Consider the following 22043-nt stretch of genomic DNA (forward strand, 5'->3'; position numbering starts at 1 on the left):
GGGGTGAGAAAAGTCAGGTTTTCTTATGAGCGAAAGTGAAAAGAGCAAAGGGATTTCTTGCTAAATTGCTAGAATTAATGCCATAATCCCTCTGTTTTATTTTCAGAAGTTAAAAAGAAAATAGAATCGGTTGAACAAACTGTAAAAAAGTAAACCATGCTCTTTCGCGTTGGCCAGCCTAAAAATGTAAGCGCCAAAGTAGTAAAAAATGCAGTACTAAAGCATTTTTGAACACCCTGCGATATGACGTAACAAACAATGAAGTTCGCCGTTTAGCATTACAGAATTGAATTGACAGCTACGCTGGCAAAAGAGTCCGTGTAGAATATGAGATATGAAAAGTTATCAGGGCCGTCGTTCCCGACACCTAAATGATGCGCTTACATGAGAATCTTAGCGCTACATAAAGTATTTATTAGGTAATACGACTCAACAACAAAGTCCCCGTCCAGCCGTGAGGTTGCGCGGTGAGGGTTTGCACATGTCACTTTAATTTTGTGTCTGAACGGCTGTTTATGCAGAGTTAGATACAATGAAAAGAATGTTAATAAATGCAACTCAACAAGAAGAGTTGCGCGTGGCCCTGGTTGATGGGCAACGCTTGTATGATCTTGATATAGAAAGCCCTGGGCACGAGCAAAAAAAAGCCAATATTTATAAAGGCAAAATCACGCGAGTTGAACCCAGTCTAGAAGCCGCCTTTGTCGACTATGGCGCAGAACGCCATGGTTTCCTACCCTTAAAAGAAATAGCGCGAACATACTTTCCTGATGGCTATAGATTTGACGGCCGTCCCAACATCAAAGACGTAATCAAAGAAGGCCAGGAAGTCATTGTTCAAATTGATAAGGAAGAACGTGGTCAGAAAGGCGCCGCGCTTACTACCTTCTTATCACTTGCCGGAAGCTATCTTGTACTGATGCCAAATAATCCTCGCGCAGGGGGTATATCGCGTCGAATTGAAGGGGATGAACGCTCAGAGCTTAAAGAGTCGTTAAATAAGCTACATCTTCCTGACGGCATGGGCTTAATAGTACGCACAGCCGGGGTAGGAAAATCTTTTGAAGAGCTAGACTGGGATTTAAAAGTTCTGCTCACCCATTGGGAAGCCATTTCTAAGGTGGCGAAAGATCGTCCCGCCCCATTCCTGATTCATCAGGAAAGTAATGTTATTGTCAGAGCCATCCGCGACTATTTACGCCGTGACATTGGCGAAATACTCATTGATAAAACCAGTGTGTATGAGCAGGCTTTGCAGCATATTCGGTTGGTGCGTCCAGACTTTGCCAATCGGGTAAAACAATATAGCGGTGATGTACCGTTATTCAGCCATTTTCAAATTGAAAGTCAAATTGAATCCGCTTTCCAGCGCGAGGTTCGCTTACCTTCAGGCGGCTCGATTGTTATTGATCCTACCGAAGCATTGACATCAATAGACATCAACTCCGCCCGCGCAACAAAAGGCGGAGACATTGAAGAAACGGCATTCAATACAAACCTTGAAGCCGCAGACGAAATTGCCCGCCAGTTGCGCTTACGTGACTTAGGCGGTTTGGTAGTTATTGACTTTATCGATATGACGCCAGTACGTCATCAGCGTGAAGTTGAAAATCGCATGAAAGAAGCGGTCAGAAATGACCGGGCAAGAATTCAACTGGGCCGTATATCTCGATTTGGCTTATTGGAAATGTCACGCCAGCGTTTACGCCCCTCGTTAGGTGAGTCCGCGCATCATGTATGCCCCCGCTGTTCAGGACACGGCACAATCCGTGGTACTGAATCGTTAGCGCTATCAATTTTGCGTATCATTGAAGAAGAAGCCATTAAAGATAATACTGGTCAGATCGAAGCGCAGCTACCCGTATCAGTGGCGACTTATCTTCTTAATGAAAAGCGTCGCTCTGTGCGCACCATTGAAAAACGCTATCACGTTGAGCTAGTGCTCATTCCAAATGCCAATCTGCAAACACCGCATTATCAGGTTACCCGCAGACGACCTGAAGAAAAAGTAACTGAAGTAAGTTATAACATTGATTTGGCCGAGCTTAGCGAAGCGGAAACCAGTAAGCCATCAGCGGCTATTGGTAAACGCGAAGAGCCTGCTTTACAGGGTCTTGTGGCCCCTTCACAGGCACCAGTGGTAGCCCAGGCTGAAAAAGTGGACAAGCCTTCTGACTCATTTGTGAAAAAGATTTCCGGTTGGATAAAAAGCTTGTTCGCTGCAGGTAGTGAGAAAGAAGAAACGAAATCACCTACCAGCAGTCATAAAAAACCCTCCTCGCGGGCTCGTCGTGACGATGACAGAAAGCCGCGCCGCTCGCGCCCCAAGAACAAACGCACTGAGCGCAGCGCAGTAGAGGATAGAGACGATTCCAGCCAACGTTCTGAAGAAAAGCGTACGCGGAACAAAAGCCGCAATCGTAAACCCGCGCAAGATGACAATGTTAAGTCGCCGGAAAATGTTGCACCAAAAGACGGACAGGATAAATCCTCCTCTACCAGAAAGAAACAAGTTGTTGAACGTCGTAAACGTCGTGATGGCAGAAGAAGTGTTCGAGTACAGGATGCCGATTCGGCTGTACCGTCTCAACAGGCTAACAATCTTCAGGGATCGATAGAACAAACCGCAATGGAGACGCAAGGTCAGGCGCCAAAACAAGTTCAGAAGCGCACTGAAAAGCCTGTCGACAAGACCGTAGATGCGAAGAAGATGACTTCCCCTGCTGCCGAGCCTCAAAGCCCTGATACTACTGGCTCGGAGGAAAAGGCTGATCAGGTTGCTGAACGCACCACTTCAGCCAATGAGCAAGGTGAAAACGAAAGTAATGCGACGCGTAGTAGAAGCAGACGCTCTCCACGGCATGTGAGAGCAGCTGGTCAGCGTCGCAAAAAAACCGGTGACAAGCCTGAGACTGAAGAAAATGCTGTCGCAACATCGCCAGTAAACGCTGAAGTCAAACAGGATGAATTACAGTTTGATTTACCTGACGACAGCCCTTCACAGACACCTGAGCAAGTAACCTCAGCTTCAGCGAAGTCTCAAAACGATGAACCTGAGCAAGTTGAGATTGATTTGGTAGAGGAATCAGCCGATAAGGCCGATGATTCAGTGACGCCTCAGCAGAACCTTGAAACCAAAGAAGAGCCTGTGGTCCAAACTGAGATCGTTGAAGCGCATGAAAAAGTAAGTACGCCGGCCTCCCCACGCGTCGACAAATCCAGCGTTTCCCCCCCAGCGAGGAATGCAAGTGGTAAAGGTAAGGTAAACGTTTCCCATCCTACCGCGTTGCCAGCTGAAGTTGAAGCCACGTTCGGAGAAACACCACTGACTGCGCGTGCCGATTCATCACGACCATCACTTGATGTGTCTGGAAGGCTCGCTAGCATGGAATTTAAGAAGTCGGGTGCCAAGGCCCCTACTACCCTACCTCCTAGTCAATAACGTTTTATTGGCCACACAATCAGTGTGGCCTTTTTGTATGTCTATCCCAAACCATATCGTTCATACCCTAACGCAATATTTGCCCCTGGCTCAGCCGAGTCATATTGAAATTATTCAGCCGTTATGGAATGACTATGGTTACTGTGTGCGCTGTAGGTTGCGATCAGGAAGGTATGTTGTAGTAAAGGTTGTAGCCCTTCCAACAACGTTAACCCATCACCCAAAAGGTTGGACTACGAAGCGCAGTCACGCCAGAAAGTGTCGGTCTTTTGAAGTTGAAATGAACTTCTATCAGCACTACGCTCTTCACACCCCGCTCCCCCAATTGCCTAAACCTTTCACACTAAAAACGCTGGAGAATGGCTGGTTGTTCGCTTTGAGCGACTTAAAAGCTGAAGGGTTCATAAACACCTGTACACAGATAACAGTGGCACAAAGTTTTGGCGTGTTAGACTGGCTCGCTCATTTTCACGGAAGCTTTTTACACCACTCTGGTGAGGGCCTTTGGCCTCAAGGAGGCTACTGGCATCTCAGCACACGGCAGGATGAATTAAAGCAAACGCAGAGTGACCCGTTGAAGTCGGCCGCAGGCAAGCTCGACGAGTTGCTGGCAACATGCCCCTATCAAACTATCATTCATGGCGATGCTAAAGTTGCTAACTTTTGCTTTACCGCTGACTTTCAACAATGTGCAGCCGTTGATTTTCAATACCCCGGCCGCGCACCCGGGATTGTCGACGTAGCTTATTTTATTGGCAGTGCGCTTACTGATAAGGATCAAGTCGTATACTGGGAAACGTGCCTGGACCGTTATTTCAGCACGCTTGCACAGGCGTTGTCTGCCAACTTTGACGAGCATCAGATAAAGCAGATTGAAAGTGCCTGGAGGGCGTTATACCCTATCGCATGTGCGGACTTCCATCGTTTTCTGTCTGGCTGGTCACCAGAGCACTGGAAGATAAATCAACACCTGCACGAGCAAACGGCATTTGCGCTAGCTATGCTTGACCAAAATCAGTTCTAACTTAGTGTTGATTTAAAGCGGGATCCCACTTCTTTAACAACGCGTCGAATTTTCCGTCTTCGATGAAACGTTGCACACCTTCATCAAATTGATGGGCGACGGTCTCCTCCAGTGCGATTCCACCATAGTGTTTAACCGGAAAAATAGGATGCGTGGTGACTGCAAGTTCAGGGTGCGTTTCGTTCAAGATATAGTGCAGCAATCGACTTTCGCCGACGACAACATCAGTGCGTTCAAACGCGAGCAGTTTTACCTGTACTTTACGCTCAGCTAGTTCGATATAATTAGAAAGTGAAACCGCCTGTTCGAATTCTTGCCCTAATACCTGCAGCGCATGCTGATAGGCAACGATACGTTTGTTACGCAGATCGCGATAGTTATCCAGCTTAATGGCATCGGCTTTGCGAGTTATCGCTACATCATGATACGGCAGATAGCGAATCGTACGCGTCCCTACATCAGATGCAAACGCGGCTGGGCTGGCAAAATCAAGTTTTTGTTCGTTGAACGCTTTAATTAATCGATTGTAGGGTAAGATGACAAAACGGGTGGAATATCCTATTTCATTAAAGACCGCTCGAATTGTCTCAACTTCTATACCGGTAGGATAGTCATTATCGTCATAATAGGCCCATGGAGGCCCAAGATTAACCGCGATCAATAAAGGCTCTTTTTCTGCATGCCCAGAAAATGACACGAAAATCAATATTACAGAAATTAAGCCATACTTCATGAAGGGGGTAAACTTTCTACATCTTCTCAAACTATGCAAAAGTATAACCTGACATATTCGCAAAAAGCTATTTTTTAATCTCTGTTTGAAGAACGGGGATACAAATTTATCGCTTCGCAGAATTCGCCTATTCTGCAGACTATATTTTGGCCTACTTTCACCAATAGAGTAGGTGAAACAATATCTAGAAGGATTAAGAAGTGTCTAGATTATTGGTGTCGATTCAGTCGATGAGGATAGACATTATGTCAGTACGCATTTAAGCAATAAAATCTACACTAGCAGTGCTGCAAGATTCAGGACGTGTATTTTTTCCTACTTTCCATTTTTTGGCAGTATACAACGCAATCATGGTCATTTTTGTATAACGTATGGGTTTAACATGGCGAGTTCTCTGGACCTGCTTTGACTACATCTGCATTGGCCAGCACTATTGGCTGATTTTAAATAACCTTTGACCAAAGGGTGGACCATCGCTCGCTCTTTTGTGTGGGCGATAGCTTTTTAGGACTTACCGATATAAACGGTTTAAGCTTATGCTCCTTATCAAAAAGAGCAGCAGGAACAGCCCCTCTCGTCTCACCGTTTCGTGTATAAGATACGGCAACAATATCTCGACAAAACCGACATTGCCAAAAAGTAGCTTGTTTTGAACCTTGCTGCAGTGGCGTCAAAGAGTCTTTAGGATAAAAAGAAATAGTGCCATTCACGTCTGAAAGATAAGCAAGGCCATGAGCGACGCAAAAGTCACAGTCACACTCGCGAGCCTCGTAGTTCTCAATTGGGAGAGGAAAAAATGCTAACACTTTAACTTTGCCGCAATCGCATTCAGTTGAATAATCCATTTTCCGGTACCTTTTAAAAGTGTTAAGTGAGCCAACAAAGCTAGCACAGTTAAAAACAGTATTCCAAAGGCCTTGCAGATAATGTTGCGCTGAATTCAGTGTGGATGGCAAGCCGCTTTGGCAACTACTCACAGGGAAGAATTCAGTTTTTTAACCAATCAAAGATCCGCGCAGGTCAGAGGTTATCATGCGCGCCTGCCATCAGACTTACCGCTCTGTTTGGCTCTCGACCGTTTTTTTAACATCTTCCAGATCCTTATCGAAGGCTTTACTAAGTGAGTTCTTTGCCATCCAGCCAGTCAGTACCCACATGATTTTTGCCCCCATACTTTGGGGCTGACAGTAAAATGCCATTGTAAGAGTTGTTCCCGTCGAAGTAGGGACAAGTTCTAAGCGCGATTGGTAGATACACCCATGACTCTCAGCACGCGTTTCGTAAAAGGAGTTCTCCCCAGCATCTGTGATCCACATCACTTCATCCATATCCCGGCCCATCCATTCGCGGGTTTCTTTCCACTTTAAGCCAATCAGGCTTCCCTCTGGTGGCTGTTCGAGAATTTCAATATGCTTAATTGCAGATATGTGGTTATGAGCATTACGAATGTCCGAAATAACTGCCCAAACAGCCGCAGGCGCGCCATTGATTTCTTTAGATCTGGAAGTGATACATCTCATGAGGTTACCGTCCTTAGAAAGAAGTTAAGATTAATAAAACTTGCTATTACAGTAGCGCACGCTGATGCCCTACACAATCATGAGACGCGAATGTGTTATTCCGATTCGACTTGGTGGCGCCCATCATATCTTTTCAGGCGAGATAAACTGCCGCTATGTGGAGGTTAGCCAGCACTCTGACGTAGCTTCCTGCAACATCACTTTGTGTTTTTAGCGCCTAAAAGCAAACCGTTACAGAGTGCGCAACCGATATTTTCACCGCACATGTACGCTCTTTGAATAGCAAATAAAACCATTGCTATTAAAGCCCACATTACACCGGCCTTAGCATAATATGAAAATGGGTAATCTTTGACATATTGCACCCCGGCAAGCAACATGAACTATAGGGAAAGCTACACTGTATTGCATCACCTATTTATTGATTGGCAGTTTCACATCCTTTTCGGAATGTGGTGGTGTGCATTGTTATCCTGCCGAAAACTACCACCTGCGGCGCAAAAACCTGCGACACAATGGCGCAGCGCTCTCACGACGACCACCCCAGAATACCGTCAACGGGCAACGCGCGTTATCATACGTATACGCTTTCTATCATGTAGGTTAAACCCAGTGACGTGCAGATAATTAATCCATTTATAAACGCCCGGGTTTGCCACTTAAATTTTTCGTAGGTGATACCCGTCTTGCTCGTAGTGATTACGATTAAACCCATTAAGCCAAACCACGGCGTAAAAAATATGACGGTTTGCCACTTTACCAGTGATACTGCTACATCATGGACCGCTCCACTGACAAGAAATGTAATGAAAATAGCCAGTGGTACCGGCAGAAAAGTACTGAGAGGCCGCATAACATTCCGTGATAAATAGTAACTCCAGATTGGGTTCCAGTAATGCCAAAAAACAGGGAAAGACTTAGCACCAAAAGCGCGTGAAAGCATATTCCGCATCGAATGCGAGGCGCCCATTGGCACCCCATTTCGTCTTCTTACGTATTGAGACAATGATAATGAATCTGGCATGGTCACTCCTCATGCTTATCGCCCCAAGAAAGTACGCCAACGAAGTGGCATGAAGCGAGTTGCGGACACTGTGCTTACTCCATCGCACGTGTTTATTATCTTGTTATACATGTATTTGGTCCGCTAAACAATTACAACAGAATTAGCAGATGTAGCACGGATCAAGGTAAACTTACCGCACTAAGATAGGAGATTAAAGTACTAACGCAACTAAGCGTCATCTCAATCGAATCAAGATTCCCTACCTGCAAAAGTATGAAACCTGACAGATTCTTTTACAAAATAATTGAATATGCTTGGAAAGAAATGACAACCATTTCGCACTGACAACTTACGTAAAACGAGAAGTCATTAGCCCACTTACAAAGAAGCCTCTTTTCTTTTTAAAAGAGCGCATCAATAAGAAAGGTATAATTGTGCACAGCAGTCATCTAACCGAGCTTTCTAAACTGTTTAACCCCGCCTGAAATGGCCTGAGCAGTTTTTGATTGGATTATGCTGCAAGCCTTGAACACGGCTGCAATATGAGCTACGTCCCCTTCATGGAAGTGCTAGCCCTCTCTGAAACCCTGACGTTTTTGGCTAGCGTTTTAAATTTTTCACCATTTTGTTGCACTACTGTGATCGTTGCGTTTCCGCACTTACTGGTATGAATATCACGAACTAAACCAGTCTTACCTTTATGAGTGCCAGCCAACACCACGCAGTTGACGCCATCTTTAATTTCCAAACTAACCTCCCTAGTTTTCTTGCCTAGTAGCCACAAAATCACACCACAAGCTTGACGAAACCCAACTACTTACACGCCATATTCCCTTCGCGATTCGATCGCAAGTTTCTCAATTAAATCACCGGGAATGGTTTTCTTAGGAGAGAAGGTAACACCCGTTTTAGTGGCATTCAGCCCGGCACGCGAGATTTCCTCGGTAAGTGATTCAATCGCTGCGCTCGCAACGTTAATTCCACCTTGTTTAGAAAATGCGGCGTAGCCAACAGCAATAGCGCTGCCAATTTTATACCCTGGCATCTTGTATCCGATTACTTCTTCCGCATCAGGTAAACAATAGGAAAGTTTTCCCGCAGCTCCGCCAACACCAATTGTAATGGCGCGGAAGCGGCTGCAATGTAGTCATCGTGGGTAGCTGACCTAGTCATTCCTATTCTCTGTGTTTCATACAGTTACGATATATTACGCATGCTGTTTTTATAGTTACCCTAAACCAATTTAAGATATTTTGGGTTGAAACGCGCGTGGCAATCTTCGCTAAACAGCTGATATCAATACGCAATATCTGACACAAGTATAGTCGATAACTCAAGTGATTGAACATCCACATCCCCTGATTACAGCGGGTCAATTTACTTTTTCTGAGTGTTATTGGCGGGCAAGTCGTTACAAAGTTGACAATTAATTTTTTTGCGAAAGAAATAGGCACGGCGAAGTGCAAACACAATGATTGAAATTGCCGTCCATAACAGGCCAAATTCCATACTATAAATGACAGTGTGTCCCTTGAGGTACTGCACCCCGGCAAGAATTAAAAATAGTAGGGGAAAAGCAAAGCTATATTGCAGCAGCCATTTTTTTAGCGGCATCGTATCTCCTTCGTATGGTAAATAATTTACGCCTCACAACGCTGCTTTAATACCTGCATAGGCCTGGCGTTAGGCCTAACCATTAAGATATGGACACTGCGCAATGCAACTTTTATTTTTATAGCTTAATTTGACCAAACACCATTGGTTACCTGGCAATCTATCGAGTCCAGTGCCATATGCAGCGTTAGTCCCATTCCCACTAGCCTGCTTTTTGGAAAAAAGATTAGCAATACGTACAGTGGTATTAACCAAAGTTTATGCAGCAGGTGAAAGCCTATGCTACAGCGCAAAGGGTCATAAATTGGATTAGCGAGTAAATGATCCAGATCTACTAACATCGTCAATATCATTATCAGATAGGCCCTTTGCCAGTCTTTTCGAAAAAACGCAATCGCGATAAAAAGAGGGACAAGAAAATGTAAAGCCAAATGGAACATCTGCTTCTCCGTCAAAGCAAAAAACGGCAGTGATTAGTTTTGGTTCAAGCTATCTTCAGCCAGAAAATTTTATTTACTTCGCTTACGCGGTAACAGCCCGAACCAGAACGCCCCTTCTAAAATAAAACCCAGAATAATGAATATAAACATGCCCGTTTGATTACCCCAACTATACGACGAGATCGCCGCGAGTAATAAAGTGAAAGTAATTAGATAACGGTAAACGGACTTCATATATTTTTTCTTTTTTTATTTTGGTAAAACGGCCAACTTCTGCTGGACGGAAGCTTCGATAATAGCATGTAAAATTATCTATTATCATAAACCACCTTTAATGAAACAATAAGTCATGGATATTAATTTTGGCTATCCACCGCATATATCCCCAAGCGGCCGCGTAGTTAGTGCCCATACCGTTTAAAGCAAAGTATGAACCACAGAGGAAATTGTTGGAAGAAAAGTGCGTCAACAGTCCTATGGAATACTTCTTCAAAAGCTATAATACAGAATGGCTTCCCATAACAGGCTAGCGAAGCTTTAAAGAAGCTAAACAAAAGATTGGCGATTACATTGTTGGCTATTACAGCCTACTGTGATCGGAGCATACAACTGTGATTTAACGCCAAATGAATCAAAGAAACGTTACTGGAATTGCTACGACGATGTGGCAGAAATCACTTAGTCACACCATACTCGAATACGAAAATTTTTTTAGGGTTAATGATCTCAGTATGCCATAGCGTTCAGAATGAAATGGATAAAAGTATCATTCGCTTACATTGCCGCGCTTAAATATACCAACATAAAAAAATACTAATACGGGTGCGTCAATTGCGAATAGAATCTTGTATTTAAGAAATTTTTAACTACTAATAATCGTAAGAAAATTCCTGAGCGTTATGTCAAGAAACGAAATGGAAGTGGTGCTTGGAATGATTTCGAAGTGCCCATAACCTTGTTCGGTTGGTGTATTAGGTCACTTCGATGATGAAAATAGGTCAAACGCTTTCGCAGCGCCGCTTACCAAGTTAAATCGTCTGGAATTTGATAATCAGCGTACCAGTCATCTTCTTCGCCCGACGATTCGCCTGTTGTAGTTTGTAAATCAGCGCGGTAAACAATGCTCGCTTCGTCTCTTTGCGCTATTTTGTCCGCCACGGGGGTGGGTATTAGTTCATAACCGCCTTCGTACATGACCACCACGAGCTTGCCCTTGGTCACCTGTTTGTGAATTTCTTCACTGACATGCATGCGCTTGATGACGTTGTCATGAGTAAAGTTCAGTACCGTTTGGGCCGGCCCCCGCTGCTGAATGTTGATGGAAATAAGCTGTTTGACCTGGGCCACAATAGAGCGCTTTTCACGCTCCTGCTGCTGTGCTTCGTTCAACGCACGGTCTTTGGCTTTCTTTTCTTCAGCGGCTTGTTGGGCGGCCAAAGTGGCTTCATCCACTTCTACCACTTTCTGTTTGTTTTTTTGCTTCTGTTTTTTGCGCTTTTCGTTGCGTACTTGCTTGGCCTTGGATTTATCCGCAAGGCCAGCTTTAAGCAATTGCTCCTGTAATGATGCCATTTTTAACCCACCTATGACTTCTTACGGGAGTCTTTGACTTCCCATTTGTTGTCTTTATACCAGGCTGACCAACCGGTGGCTTTGCCGTTGTCATTTTCTGACATGACATACTGTTGCTTGGTCTTGCGACTATAGCGAACGATGGTTGGGTTGCCGTCCGGATCCTGCTGCGGGGCATCGGCCAGATAGTGAAATTTCTCGGAAATACGATCCCGAAAGCGTGCTAACTCCGCAACTTTGGGTGCGCGGGTTTCACGAGATTTCGGAAAGTTATGCGCTGCCAGGAAAATACCTGAGGCTCCGTCACGTAAGACAAAGTGCGCATCTGACTTCTCACATTCCAGCTCCGGCAAATCTACCGGATCTTCCTTGGGTGGTGCCGGTTCACCATTTCGCAACAGTTTGCGGGTGTTTTTGCATTCTTCATTAGTGCACCCAAAATATTTACCAAAGCGCCCGGTTTTCAACTCCATGTCGCTGCCGCACTTATCACACTCTATAAGAGGGCCATCGTAACCTTTGATCTTAAATGTGCCTGATTCTACATAGGTGCCAGAACAGGCTGGCGCATTGCCACATACATGCAATTTTCGCGTTTCGTCAACTAAGTAACTGTCCATCGCGGTACCACACACCTGACAACGGCGCTTCGCACGTAATGCTTCGGTTTCTAACTCTTCCTCGTCATCCACTTTAACCACTTCCCCACCGGGGGTCAGGTTCATGGTATTGGTGCATCGCTCCTTAGGTGGTAAGTTATAACCCGAACATCCTAGAAAGACACCGGTACTGGCCGTTCTTACGTTCATTTCCCGTCCGCACTTAGCGCAGGTAATTCCCGCAGGAATTGCTTGGTTGGGCCGCATACCGCCTTCTTCCGCATCTTTTTCAGCGGTGAGCAATTTACTGTAAAAATCTTGATAGAACTCATCGAGAACCTGCTTCCAGTCTTTCTTACCTTCGGCAATGTCATCCAACCGCTGTTCCATTTTAGCGGTGAAATCATAACTCATCAGATCTTCAAAGTTGTCATGCAAGCGATCGTTGACGATCTCTCCCATTTTCTCAGCATAAAAACGCTTGTTCTCCAACCTGACATAGCCGCGATCCTGAATAGTTGAGATGATGCTAGCATAAGTGGAGGGGCGTCCAATACCGCGTTTTTCCAGCTCTTTTACTAACGACGCTTCGTTGAAGCGTGCAACGGGTTTTGTAAAATGCTGTTGCGGGTCGAGCTTGTTAAGCTGAAGTTCCTCGCCTTGCTTAACATCAGGCAAGGTTAGCTCTTCGTCGCCTTTTTTACGAATTTGTGGCTGCACTTTTGTCCACCCATCAAAACGCAATACGCGCCCCTTGGCGGTTAATTCATACTCGCCTGCCTTCACCTTGATTGTGGTGGAATCGTACTTCGCAGGTGTCATCTGACACGCCACGAACTGTCGCCATATCAACTCGTATAAGCGCTGAGCGTCTCTTTCCATGTCGCCTAATGCGCTGGACTGCATATTTACGTTTGACGGTCTGATCGCTTCGTGTGCTTCTTGTGCACCTTCCTTACTGCCATAACGGTTCGGCGCTTCGGGCAAGTACTTGTTGCCAAAGTTGTCGCCAATAAAATCACGACAGCTATCCAGCGCTTCTTTACTCAGGTTAGTAGAGTCGGTACGCATGTAAGTGATGTGACCGGCTTCGTACAGGCGCTGTGCCATCATCATAGTTTTTTTCACCCCAAAACCTAGTCGCGTACTGGCAGCCTGCTGCAAGGTTGAGGTGATAAAAGGAGCGGAGGGACGGCTTTGAGTAGGCTTAGACTCTTTCGACTCAACAATATACGTCGCCGTTTCTAACCGCTGCATTGCCTCGTCGGTCTGGGTTTTATTGACTGGTTTAAACGGTTTTTCCTGATACCGGTTAACCAACATGCGTAAACCCTGTTTCTGCGCAGTGAGATCGGCATGGATATCCCAGAACTCTTCCGGCACAAAAGCTTTGATTTCACGCTCGCGTTCAACCACCAATCGCACAGCAACAGATTGCACACGGCCGGCTGACAATCCTCTGGCAATTTTTTTCCAAAGCAAGGGCGAGACCATGAAGCCCACTACCCTGTCAAGAAAACGCCGAGCCTGCTGCGCATTCACGCGGTCAAGATTGAGTTCTCCGGGGTGGGAAAATGCATCCTGTATGGCATTTTTGGTGATCTCGTTGAACACGACTCGCTGGAAAGATTTGTCTTTAGCGCCGAGTAGTTCCCGTAAGTGCCAGGCAATTGCCTCTCCTTCGCGGTCCAAATCGGTGGCGAGATAAATTGTCTCCGCATCTTTAGCCAGTTTTTTAAGTTCATTGACGACTTTTTCTTTGCCTTGCAAAACCTGGTAATGCGCTTTCCAGTTAGCTTGCGGGTCGACCCCCATACGATCGACCAGCTTTTTGTATTCATAGTGTTGGAGATAATCTTGCTTTTCAGCTTCGCTTAATTGCTTTAATTCCTTGGCACTTTTTTTCGCTTCAACCTTCCCCAGTGCTTTAGTGGGGAGATCGCGGACGTGTCCGACAGAAGATTTCACAATAAAATTTTTGCCGAGATATTTATTTATCGTTTTCGCTTTCGCGGGGGACTCGACAATGACCAGTGATTTTGCCATATAGATGAACTTAGCCTATTGATTTATATAGAGTTATATACGTTTACTCTATTCTGTTTCATCGTTTTTGGGCACCCGAGGGATACCTTCGCTTTTTTAACATATATCTACAAAGTGAATGGAAAACAAGATCTTCTTCATACTTATTCTCCCGTTTGCTCTAATACGCGCCAATAACTGTTTAATATTTGACCGCCCGGATTGGCAAGCACACCAAAACCCGTATAATGCCGCCATTGATGTCCATCTGATTGCTGAAATTGAAGCGTTACGCTTGTCCATTATAGTTAATAATGACAAAAGTAATGGCGTATCGCTTGTTCACGTTTTCCAGCCATCATAACCTATATTTACGCGGAGGGAGTTATGAAGCAATACGAAGTTAATTTTGATGGCCTGGTGGGGCCAACCCATAATTACGCGGGTTTGTCGTTCGGAAACGTTGCCTCACTCAATAATGCTAATGCAGTCAGTAATCCCAAAGAAGCGGCAAAGCAAGGGTTATTAAAAATGAAGGCGTTGGCTGACATGGGCATGCAACAGGGTATTTTAGCCCCTCAGGAGCGCCCTGACATCGCCATGCTGCGACGTTTGGGTTTTACTGGGTCAGACGCAACGGTTTTAGAGAACGCTGCTAAAAACGCTAAACAGGTCTTTTTAGCGTGTTGCTCGGCATCCAGTATGTGGACTGCCAATGCCGCCACTGTCTCACCCAGTCCGGATACCGCAGACGGACGCGTACACTTTACTCCCGCTAACCTTACGAATAAGTTTCACCGTTCACTTGAACCCCGAGTAACGGGCAATATTTTAAAAGCCACGTTCGCTAACGAAAAATACTTTGCACACCACACCCACTTGCCGGACAACGACCATTTCGGCGATGAAGGAGCCGCGAACCATACCCGTTTGTGCACAGACTATGGTCATGCGGGGCTTGAGTTGTTCGTGTACGGACGGCATGCGTTTGATGCATCGAAACCAGCACCTACACGTTATCCGGCCAGACAAACATTGGAAGCCTGTCAGGCCATTGCGCGCTTGCATGGCTTAAGTGACGAATCAGTGGTGTACATGCAACAAAACCCGGATGTTATCGACCAAGGTGTATTTCACAATGATGTTATCTCGGTAGGTAACCAGAATGTGCTTTTCTATCACGAACAGGCATTTTTAAATACGCAGTCTTCGCTTGATGAGATTCGCCAGAAATTTGGTGAGCATCCCCTGCACTTTATTGAAGTGAAAACGAGTGCTGTTTCCGTAGAAGACGCGGTGAAAACCTATTTATTTAATACCCAGATTATTACGTTGCCCGATAACACCATGGCCATCATTGCACCCACCGAATGTGAAGAAAACCCAGCCGTTCACCAATATCTGCAGGAACTGGTTACCCTGGGTACGCCCATTAAGGAAGTGAAATACTTTGATGTAAAACAAAGTATGCGCAATGGCGGCGGGCCGGCGTGTTTACGTCTGCGTGTGGCGCTGACAGAGCATGAACTGGATGCCGTTAACCCTTACACGTTAATGAACGATGATCAATTCAAGCGTCTGAATACTTGGGTGGATAAGCACTATCGCGACGCCTTAACGGAAAATGATTTACGTGACCCGCAGTTACTGATGGAATCGCGCGCAGCTCTGGATGAACTGACCCAATTAATGAAGCTTGGTTCTGTGTATCCGTTCCAACAAGATTAAACTGCGCACTAGAGGAGCAGATTGGGTATAGCGTTCCTCTTTAGTAAACTTTATGCAAAAACGCCGCGAATCTTAGATTCGCGGCGTTTTTTTAATATTTTGTCACTGGTTTAATCAGTAGTTGAACAATCAGCCGATAAACCGTAAGGACTATTTGGAGGCGGCACGGCTTCGTCTGTCAAGTCATCCGCTGCCACGGCAAGCCGGTAACTCATGCTTTCACTCGACTCCGATCCCCCCGATTCGCTTTTTGCTGTAATTTTTACTGTTGCCCAGCCGCCAAACTGCTTAGCGTAACGTAGGGAAACTATGGCCTGGCCATTTTCATCTGTTGTTACTGTATCTGTAATAGAGGACATAATCCCGGGAGTCAGCATGTTATCGCCATTGGTATCTTCGTTCACCGGGCTTAAATCCAAAATGCCATTGTAATTAACATCTTCATTTTGACAGCTTGCGTTCACCTGTTGCTCCCAAATGCCTGCAACATCGTTGTATACCCAAAAGCCTTTTGAATAAGTATTTCCTTCGGATGTTTTTAACGGTAATGCGGATAGTGTAATTTGTGTATCTGCAACAGGATTACCGTCACTGTCTACAACGAATACCGAAAACTCTTTGAGGTATGAAGAGTCGTCCGGAACCTGAATTATACTGCCGGTTCCCAGGGTGATATCGAATGCTCTGTCTCCTACAGTCAGTGTAGTCGAGCCGGTGACCGACGTATCATCATCCACCGTCGCTGTCACCACAACACTGTCGGTTGATGTTATTGCGTTTGACTGGTAAACCGTGGTGGCAATGCCCCGTTTGTCAGTACGCGCCTGGGCATCAGTTAAAGATCCATTCGACACATCATTCAGCGTGAAATTAACTAACTTATTGCGCACGCGGTTTCCGCTTGCATCACGCACTACTGCAGAAATGGTGCTGGTTTGTCCATCTGGCCCAATTGAATCTGGAGTCGCATCCACAATGATGTTGTCCGCAACTTCTGCAATAAAGGCGATGGTTAGACGAGTTGAGACCTGTTCGCTACCGTCCGTGCCGGTGGCAACGATGGTGGCTTCGCCCGCATTGCTCGACTGAACCGAGACAGCAAGTTCACCACTGGCATTGGTAACGCCAGACGGTGTGATGGTTCCCCGTGATATGGTTAGTGACACGTTGCCACCTGCGAAAGCCACCCCGTCCTTTTTCCATACTAATGTTAATATTTTGCTTTCATTTAACGGGATATCATCATTCACATCCTCCACGTCGGGTGGATTGACAAAGCGAAACTCATCTTGTTGTACGGTAACCAGAAACGATTCACTTGCACCTAGTGCCGACGCCATCACGGTAAAATCGTCAGAGGTCGAGGAATTAAAAATTACACTTGCGCGACCATCCCTGTCGGTAGTGACAGTGGTTGAGTTTAAGGTGTCTGCAGAAACATCGTTGCCCGCTGAATCGATAGCACTAACCGCAACCGCTTCTCCGCTAACCCCCTTTCCGTCTGAATTAACCAGGCTAACTGTCAAACTGGCATTGTCACCGACTATGACTGACTCCGAACCATTAATATTGATGGAGGTACCCACAACAGCAATCTCTATAGTTTGCGTCAGTTCTGGCTGGCTAGCGATTGAAGCAGTGGCCGTGATTATACGATTTTCAGAATCGCCACCGGTACTTAAATTAACCCGGGCGATACCACTTTCATCGGTAGTCGATTGCACATCCTGAATTGATGCATTGGCGTTTGCGGCAAAATTCACTTTAATGTTTGGCAGCAACACGTTTTGTTCATTTTTAACTACCGCCCATAGCTCTATCGTTTCAGCGCCTGCAGAAGATAACTGGGACTGGCTGGCGAAAAAGTCTAACGATGCTGCACTGCTCTGCGCCACATCGGTACCGCTCGAGGTAAAGCCTGCCCTGCCTGTTTCGCCTGAGTCCAGCGTTGCAGTTACTGTACCGCTGCCAGAGCCTGCGCCTACTTCCAATCCGATAGTCGCCACGCCCTCACTGTTGGTTAGTGCGGTTCCGGCATCATTAGTAAAACTGGCAAGGGTGTCAGAGGATAAGGTAAAGGTGATAAGTTCACCGGTAACCGCCTCGCCGTCGGTATTGGTAACCGTTGCCTGCACGGTTAACGGGTTGTCGGCGTTTAAATCGCTACTGGCATCCCCGTTCGGATCCACTAATGTCACCACCACATTAGCCTCCCCGGTGGCATCTGGTGGTGGTGTGGTGCCCCCGTCTCCATCACGTGTAATTTCACCACCTCCCCCACAAGCGTAAAGGAAAAGCAGCATGCTAAAAAATGCTAGAGACTTGGCAAATGCTTTCATAATTGTCTTCCTGGACCTCTTTTGTTCACTTTAGGGTCGTATTCATGTTTAAAACTCAATAGAATCTGTATTCCAGCGAATAACTAAAATCAGAATGCTCAGGGAACATACATGTCTCAGTCATCACACAAATATAGTTTAACTACCAGAATCTTTATCGGCATGGTCGCCGGAATCATTATCGGCGCCATACTGCAAGCGCTTTTCGATGATAGCGGAGATTTACGCTTTTCGATATTCTCATTCGAGATATCCACGTATAACATTCTCGTAGAAGGTATATTTTCTACCTTAGGTCAAATTTTCATCGCTAGTTTAAAAATGCTGGTTGTGCCTTTGGTATTTGTTTCATTGGTCTGCGGCACCAGTAGTCTGACAGAGCCCAGTAAGCTCGGTCGCTTAGGGGCGAAATCAGTGGGCTTGTATATTCTCACGACGGCTATCGCCGTAACACTGGCAATCAGTCTAGGATTACTGGTATCTCCCGGGGAGGGCCTTAACCTTTCAACCGATGCTGAGTTCACTGCCAAACAAGCCCCCTCTTTTTCGCAGGTGATTGTGGATATGTTCCCGTCAAATCCAATCAACTCAATGGCAAAGGGCAACATGCTGCAAATTATTGTTTTTGCGGTGTTATTTGGAATAGCCATGGCAATGGTCGGTGAGGCAGGAAAACGTCTGGGAGCGTTTTTTGAAGACATCAATACGGTGATTTTACGGCTGGTCACGATCATCATGAATCTTGCACCTTACGGCGTTTTCGTACTCATGGCGAAACTCTTTGCCACCATTGGTCTGGATACGATTGGTAGCCTCGCTAAGTACTTTGTATTGGTGCTCGCCGTTCTTGCCATCCATGCCTTTCTCACCTATCCGATTTTACTCAAACTGTTTACCGGTTTAAACCCTTGGTCGCTGTTTAAGAAAATGCGCGAAGCTGCACTGTTTGCTTTTAGTACCTCGTCGAGCAGCGCCACCTTACCGGTGACGATGGAAACGGCACGCAATAAGCTTGGTGTAGGTAAATCAGTCACATCATTCAGCCTCCCTCTAGGGGCCACAATAAATATGGATGGCACGGCCATCATGCAGGGAGTGGCAACGGTATTTATCGCCCAGGTTTATGGGGTGGACTTGTCTATCAATGATTATGTGATGGTAGTGCTGACCGCCACCCTCGCCTCGATTGGTACTGCGGGTGTCCCTGGAGTCGGTTTGATCATGCTGGCTATGGTGTTACAACAAGTTAACCTACCCGTTGAAGGCATTGCTTTAATCATTGGCGTTGACCGTTTGTTAGATATGACCCGCACTGCGGTAAACATCACCGGCGACTGCACTGTGGCATGTATTGTCGGTAAGAGTGAAGGTGAGATAGACGAAGCAGTCTACAATGATCCTGACGCTGGCATAAGAGAAGAAGAAGTCGATTTAAAGCATTTCGACCAGAACAGTTAACCGGCAGTTCAATCTGAAGTAAACAATGTCGGCTGTCTAATTGAATATTTATTGTAGGAGCCAGCGAATTTATCGCTGGCTTTTTTATATTAATCCCAATGAATGTTTGTTCAATCAGCGGGTGAAGTTATTTATTTTTAACAAGCCGATTATGAGAAGGCTTAGTGGGTCTAAATTGAGCGTAATTGGTGCGGTTAAAAAGTGTTAAAAGCCGCACCGGGAGATAGAGACGGATCTCTATTCCGCGTAATATTGGCTCTAAAGCCTGTAGCATTCTTCACTTTTCACCCACGCACCTTGACGATAAACCCGCCTCTATCTTTGAGATGCTCACACCTAAATGCGGTTTGGCATTATCCGTTCAATGCGGCCGCTGGCGCCACTTTTGCTGCTTTATTGGCAGGGTATAAAGTAGCGATTATGCAAAGTGCGGTGGCTACCACGACGGTTAACAGTACATCTTTGGTGTGTAACTCGGAAGGCAGGAAATTAATAAAATAGACATCGCCCGATAATACACTCACGCCTAAAAAGTTCTCAATAAAGCTGACAATTACTGAAAGATTGGGAGCCACAAGTAAGGCAGCGGTTGTACCCAGAAAAATCCCCGCCATGCCGTTTAACAAGCCTTGCGTAATGAAGATATTCCTGATTAAACTATCCGAGGCGCCCATCGTTTTTAAAATTGCGATAGCGCTGCGCTTTTCCCGCACTGCCATTACCAGAGTCGAAACTATATTAAAACAAGCGACAGCGATAACTAACGTCAGTGCAATATACACCACTACCCTAACCAACTGAATATCATCATATAAATGACCCTGCGTGCGGGTCCAATCAGACATATAAATAGCTTGTGGAAAGGAGTAACCAATTTCGCGCATAACTGCGTTTGCCGAAAATGGGTCATACAGCATAAATCGCAACCCTTGGGCGCCCGATTCGATACCAGATTCGGCCGATGCCGTATGCAGATGCATCAACCCTACAAGATTATCCAATTCGCCGCCAATGGTAATGCTGCCTGCAACCTCTAAAGATACGGTTTGGGGTGCTTTAAACGACAAGTCGGCAGTTTTGGTTGGCACTAAAAATTGGATCCGATCTCCTACCGTAATATTCAATTTATCCATAATCCCCTTACCCAGCAGCACACCATATGGATTTTGTTGGAAGCGTTGCCATGTCTGGTCGGACACACGCGTGAGCCAATTTTGTGGCTGGTCAGAAATTTCTATACCAGTTATTTCGGCCGCTTTTAACTTGCCTTTAAACTGTACCATTCCGGTAATTTTGGTATATGGCGTTACTTTTTTAATGCGCGGATCTTTCGCTAACCGCTGTTGTTGAGCTTGCCAGTTTTCGATCCCTTTGCCATCAAATGCAAACAGCTCCCCATGAGGAATAAACGACAGAATGCGATGGGTTAATTCCCGTTCGAAACCGTTCATAATGCTTAATAAAACTATCAGCACAAAACACCCTAAACCCACCCCTACTGATGAGGAAAGTGAAATAAAAGAAATGTACTTGTTGGCTTGTTTCGCATTTCGAAAACGGGCTGCAAAATAAAAGGCAAGATTCATAACGATGCATTATCCAGCGCTTGCAAATGACCATCCTGGAGCGTCAATACACGGTCCATTTTATTCGCCAATTCTCTGTCATGGGTCACCACTATAAAGGTGGTGTTCAACTTGCGACTGATATCTTTTAGTAATGAATAAACTGCTAATCCGGTTTTATGATCAAGATTACCCGTCGGTTCATCCGCCATTACCAGTTTAGGCTCTGTCACTAGCGCGCGGGCAATCGCCACCCGCTGCCTTTCCCCCCCGGAAAGCGCGGCTGGTTTATGCTCTAAACGATGTGCAAGACCAACCAATTCAAGCATTTTTTTAGCTTCTTCTTCTGCCTTGCTTCGGCTAATTCCGCCGATAAGCAAAGGCATGGCGACATTTTCTAAGGCTGAAAATTCACCCAGCAGATGATGGAATTGGTAGATAAATCCCATTTGTTGATTACGAATTTTATTGAGGTCTTTTGGTTTGAGGGTATCTATGGCTTTACCGTTAAACAATACGCGCCCCTTTGAAGGGGTATCAAGGCCACCCATGATATGCAAAAGCGTACTTTTACCTGAACCGGAGCTTCCCAAAATGGCAATATGTTCACCGGCAGAAACCGAGAAGGAGACGTTACTTAAAACGGCAGTATCACTTTCACCATCGTGATAAGTTTTACTGATGTCCTGACAAACCAGCAGGTCTTCCATGGCATTTACTTTTAAAATTATATAGAAAGAATGGGAGGCATGTTATCGCGATAACCAGCGAAGGCCAACAGTTTAACAGGATTTTTAAATGATGGCGGAGCGGACGGGACTCGAACCCGCGACCCCCGGCGTGACAGGCCGGTATTCTAACCAACTGAACTACCGCTCCAACAGGATACAAGCTGAACTAATGGCGGAGCGGACGGGACTCGAACCCGCGACCCCCGGCGTGACAGGCCGGTATTCTAACCAACTGAACTACCGCTCC

At 45.8% G+C, this 22043-nt stretch carries 18 protein-coding genes and 2 tRNA genes; 5 read left to right on the forward strand and 15 right to left on the reverse strand.

Annotated features, from left to right (window positions below; genetic code table 11):
* Nucleotides 1-532: 532 nt before the first annotated feature.
* Both rne and OPS25_RS09415 read left to right on the forward strand, forming a co-directional pair.
* Nucleotides 533-3442 carry a ribonuclease E gene (gene rne / locus OPS25_RS09410; RefSeq protein WP_265617458.1) on the forward strand — a complete coding sequence of 970 codons (2910 nt, stop codon included), beginning with the start codon at nucleotides 533-535 and terminating at the stop codon, nucleotides 3440-3442.
* Nucleotides 3443-3479: 37 nt separating this feature from the next.
* Entirely contained in the window at nucleotides 3480-4466 is a 987-nt protein-coding gene (locus tag OPS25_RS09415; RefSeq protein WP_265617459.1) for an oxidoreductase family protein, read from the forward strand.
* 1 nt (nucleotide 4467) lies between these two features.
* Here OPS25_RS09415 and OPS25_RS09420 read toward each other — a convergent pair whose 3' ends face one another.
* From OPS25_RS09420 to topA, 10 genes are all read right to left on the reverse strand, one after another.
* Nucleotides 4468-5199, reverse strand: coding sequence for a substrate-binding periplasmic protein (locus tag OPS25_RS09420; protein ID WP_265617460.1), 732 nt, complete (start codon nucleotides 5197-5199; stop codon nucleotides 4468-4470).
* Nucleotides 5200-5642: 443 nt separating this feature from the next.
* Nucleotides 5643-6044 (reverse strand): aldehyde-activating protein, encoded by a 402-nt coding sequence (locus OPS25_RS09425; protein WP_265617461.1) that lies wholly within the window; start codon nucleotides 6042-6044, stop codon nucleotides 5643-5645.
* 207 nt (nucleotides 6045-6251) lie between these two features.
* Nucleotides 6252-6719: an SRPBCC family protein gene (locus OPS25_RS09430; protein ID WP_265617462.1), complete on the reverse strand. Its 468-nt coding sequence runs from the start codon at nucleotides 6717-6719 to the stop codon at nucleotides 6252-6254.
* 574 nt (nucleotides 6720-7293) lie between these two features.
* Nucleotides 7294-7743, reverse strand: coding sequence for an acyltransferase (locus tag OPS25_RS09435; protein ID WP_265617463.1), 450 nt, complete (start codon nucleotides 7741-7743; stop codon nucleotides 7294-7296).
* A 529-nt stretch (nucleotides 7744-8272) separates the two neighbouring features.
* A complete protein-coding gene (locus OPS25_RS09440; RefSeq protein WP_265617464.1) occupies nucleotides 8273-8473 on the reverse strand; it encodes a hypothetical protein in 201 nt (66 codons plus the stop codon).
* A 69-nt stretch (nucleotides 8474-8542) separates the two neighbouring features.
* Nucleotides 8543-8770 carry a hypothetical protein gene (locus OPS25_RS09445; protein ID WP_265617465.1) on the reverse strand — a complete coding sequence of 76 codons (228 nt, stop codon included), beginning with the start codon at nucleotides 8768-8770 and terminating at the stop codon, nucleotides 8543-8545.
* 332 nt (nucleotides 8771-9102) lie between these two features.
* Nucleotides 9103-9339 carry a hypothetical protein gene (locus tag OPS25_RS09450; protein ID WP_265617466.1) on the reverse strand — a complete coding sequence of 79 codons (237 nt, stop codon included), beginning with the start codon at nucleotides 9337-9339 and terminating at the stop codon, nucleotides 9103-9105.
* A 125-nt stretch (nucleotides 9340-9464) separates the two neighbouring features.
* Entirely contained in the window at nucleotides 9465-9779 is a 315-nt protein-coding gene (locus OPS25_RS09455) for a DUF6122 family protein (RefSeq protein ID WP_265617467.1), read from the reverse strand.
* A gap of 1020 nt (nucleotides 9780-10799) precedes the next feature.
* Entirely contained in the window at nucleotides 10800-11351 is a 552-nt protein-coding gene (locus OPS25_RS09465) for a DUF2058 domain-containing protein (RefSeq protein ID WP_265617468.1), read from the reverse strand.
* Between the two features lie 11 nt (nucleotides 11352-11362).
* Nucleotides 11363-13996, reverse strand: coding sequence for a type I DNA topoisomerase (gene topA / locus OPS25_RS09470; protein ID WP_265617469.1), 2634 nt, complete (start codon nucleotides 13994-13996; stop codon nucleotides 11363-11365).
* Between the two features lie 118 nt (nucleotides 13997-14114).
* Here topA and OPS25_RS09475 point away from each other — a divergent pair, with 118 nt between their 5' ends.
* Both OPS25_RS09475 and astB read left to right on the forward strand, forming a co-directional pair.
* Nucleotides 14115-14339 (forward strand): hypothetical protein, encoded by a 225-nt coding sequence (locus OPS25_RS09475; protein ID WP_265617470.1) that lies wholly within the window; start codon nucleotides 14115-14117, stop codon nucleotides 14337-14339.
* Between the two features lie 23 nt (nucleotides 14340-14362).
* On the forward strand, nucleotides 14363-15703 hold the full coding sequence (gene astB, locus OPS25_RS09480) for an N-succinylarginine dihydrolase (RefSeq protein ID WP_265617471.1): 1341 nt from the start codon (nucleotides 14363-14365) through the stop codon (nucleotides 15701-15703).
* A gap of 110 nt (nucleotides 15704-15813) precedes the next feature.
* On the opposite strand, the gene OPS25_RS09485 is transcribed toward astB, so the two are convergent.
* Nucleotides 15814-18042, reverse strand: a complete 2229-nt coding sequence (locus OPS25_RS09485; RefSeq protein WP_265617472.1) for an Ig-like domain-containing protein — start codon at nucleotides 18040-18042, stop codon at nucleotides 15814-15816.
* Between the two features lie 111 nt (nucleotides 18043-18153).
* On the opposite strand from OPS25_RS09485, the gene OPS25_RS09490 reads away from it, so the two are divergent.
* Nucleotides 18154-19500 carry a dicarboxylate/amino acid:cation symporter gene (locus OPS25_RS09490; protein WP_265617473.1) on the forward strand — a complete coding sequence of 449 codons (1347 nt, stop codon included), beginning with the start codon at nucleotides 18154-18156 and terminating at the stop codon, nucleotides 19498-19500.
* A 353-nt stretch (nucleotides 19501-19853) separates the two neighbouring features.
* On the opposite strand, the gene OPS25_RS09495 is transcribed toward OPS25_RS09490, so the two are convergent.
* From OPS25_RS09495 to OPS25_RS09510, 4 genes are all read right to left on the reverse strand, one after another.
* The gene (locus OPS25_RS09495) at nucleotides 19854-21086 is read right to left on the reverse strand and encodes a lipoprotein-releasing ABC transporter permease subunit (protein ID WP_265617474.1); all 1233 of its coding nucleotides are present in this window, start codon (nucleotides 21084-21086) and stop codon (nucleotides 19854-19856) included.
* Complete coding sequence (gene lolD / locus OPS25_RS09500; protein WP_265617475.1) at nucleotides 21083-21775, reverse strand: lipoprotein-releasing ABC transporter ATP-binding protein LolD; 693 nt, start codon at nucleotides 21773-21775, stop codon at nucleotides 21083-21085. Before lolD ends, OPS25_RS09495 begins: the two co-directional genes overlap by 4 nt.
* Nucleotides 21776-21867: 92 nt before the next feature.
* Nucleotides 21868-21944 (reverse strand) — tRNA-Asp (locus OPS25_RS09505).
* Nucleotides 21945-21966: 22 nt separating this feature from the next.
* Nucleotides 21967-22043, reverse strand: a tRNA-Asp gene (locus OPS25_RS09510).

It is taken from the genome of Alteromonas aquimaris (assembly GCF_026183695.1).
Lineage (GTDB): Bacteria > Pseudomonadota > Gammaproteobacteria > Enterobacterales > Alteromonadaceae > Alteromonas > Alteromonas aquimaris.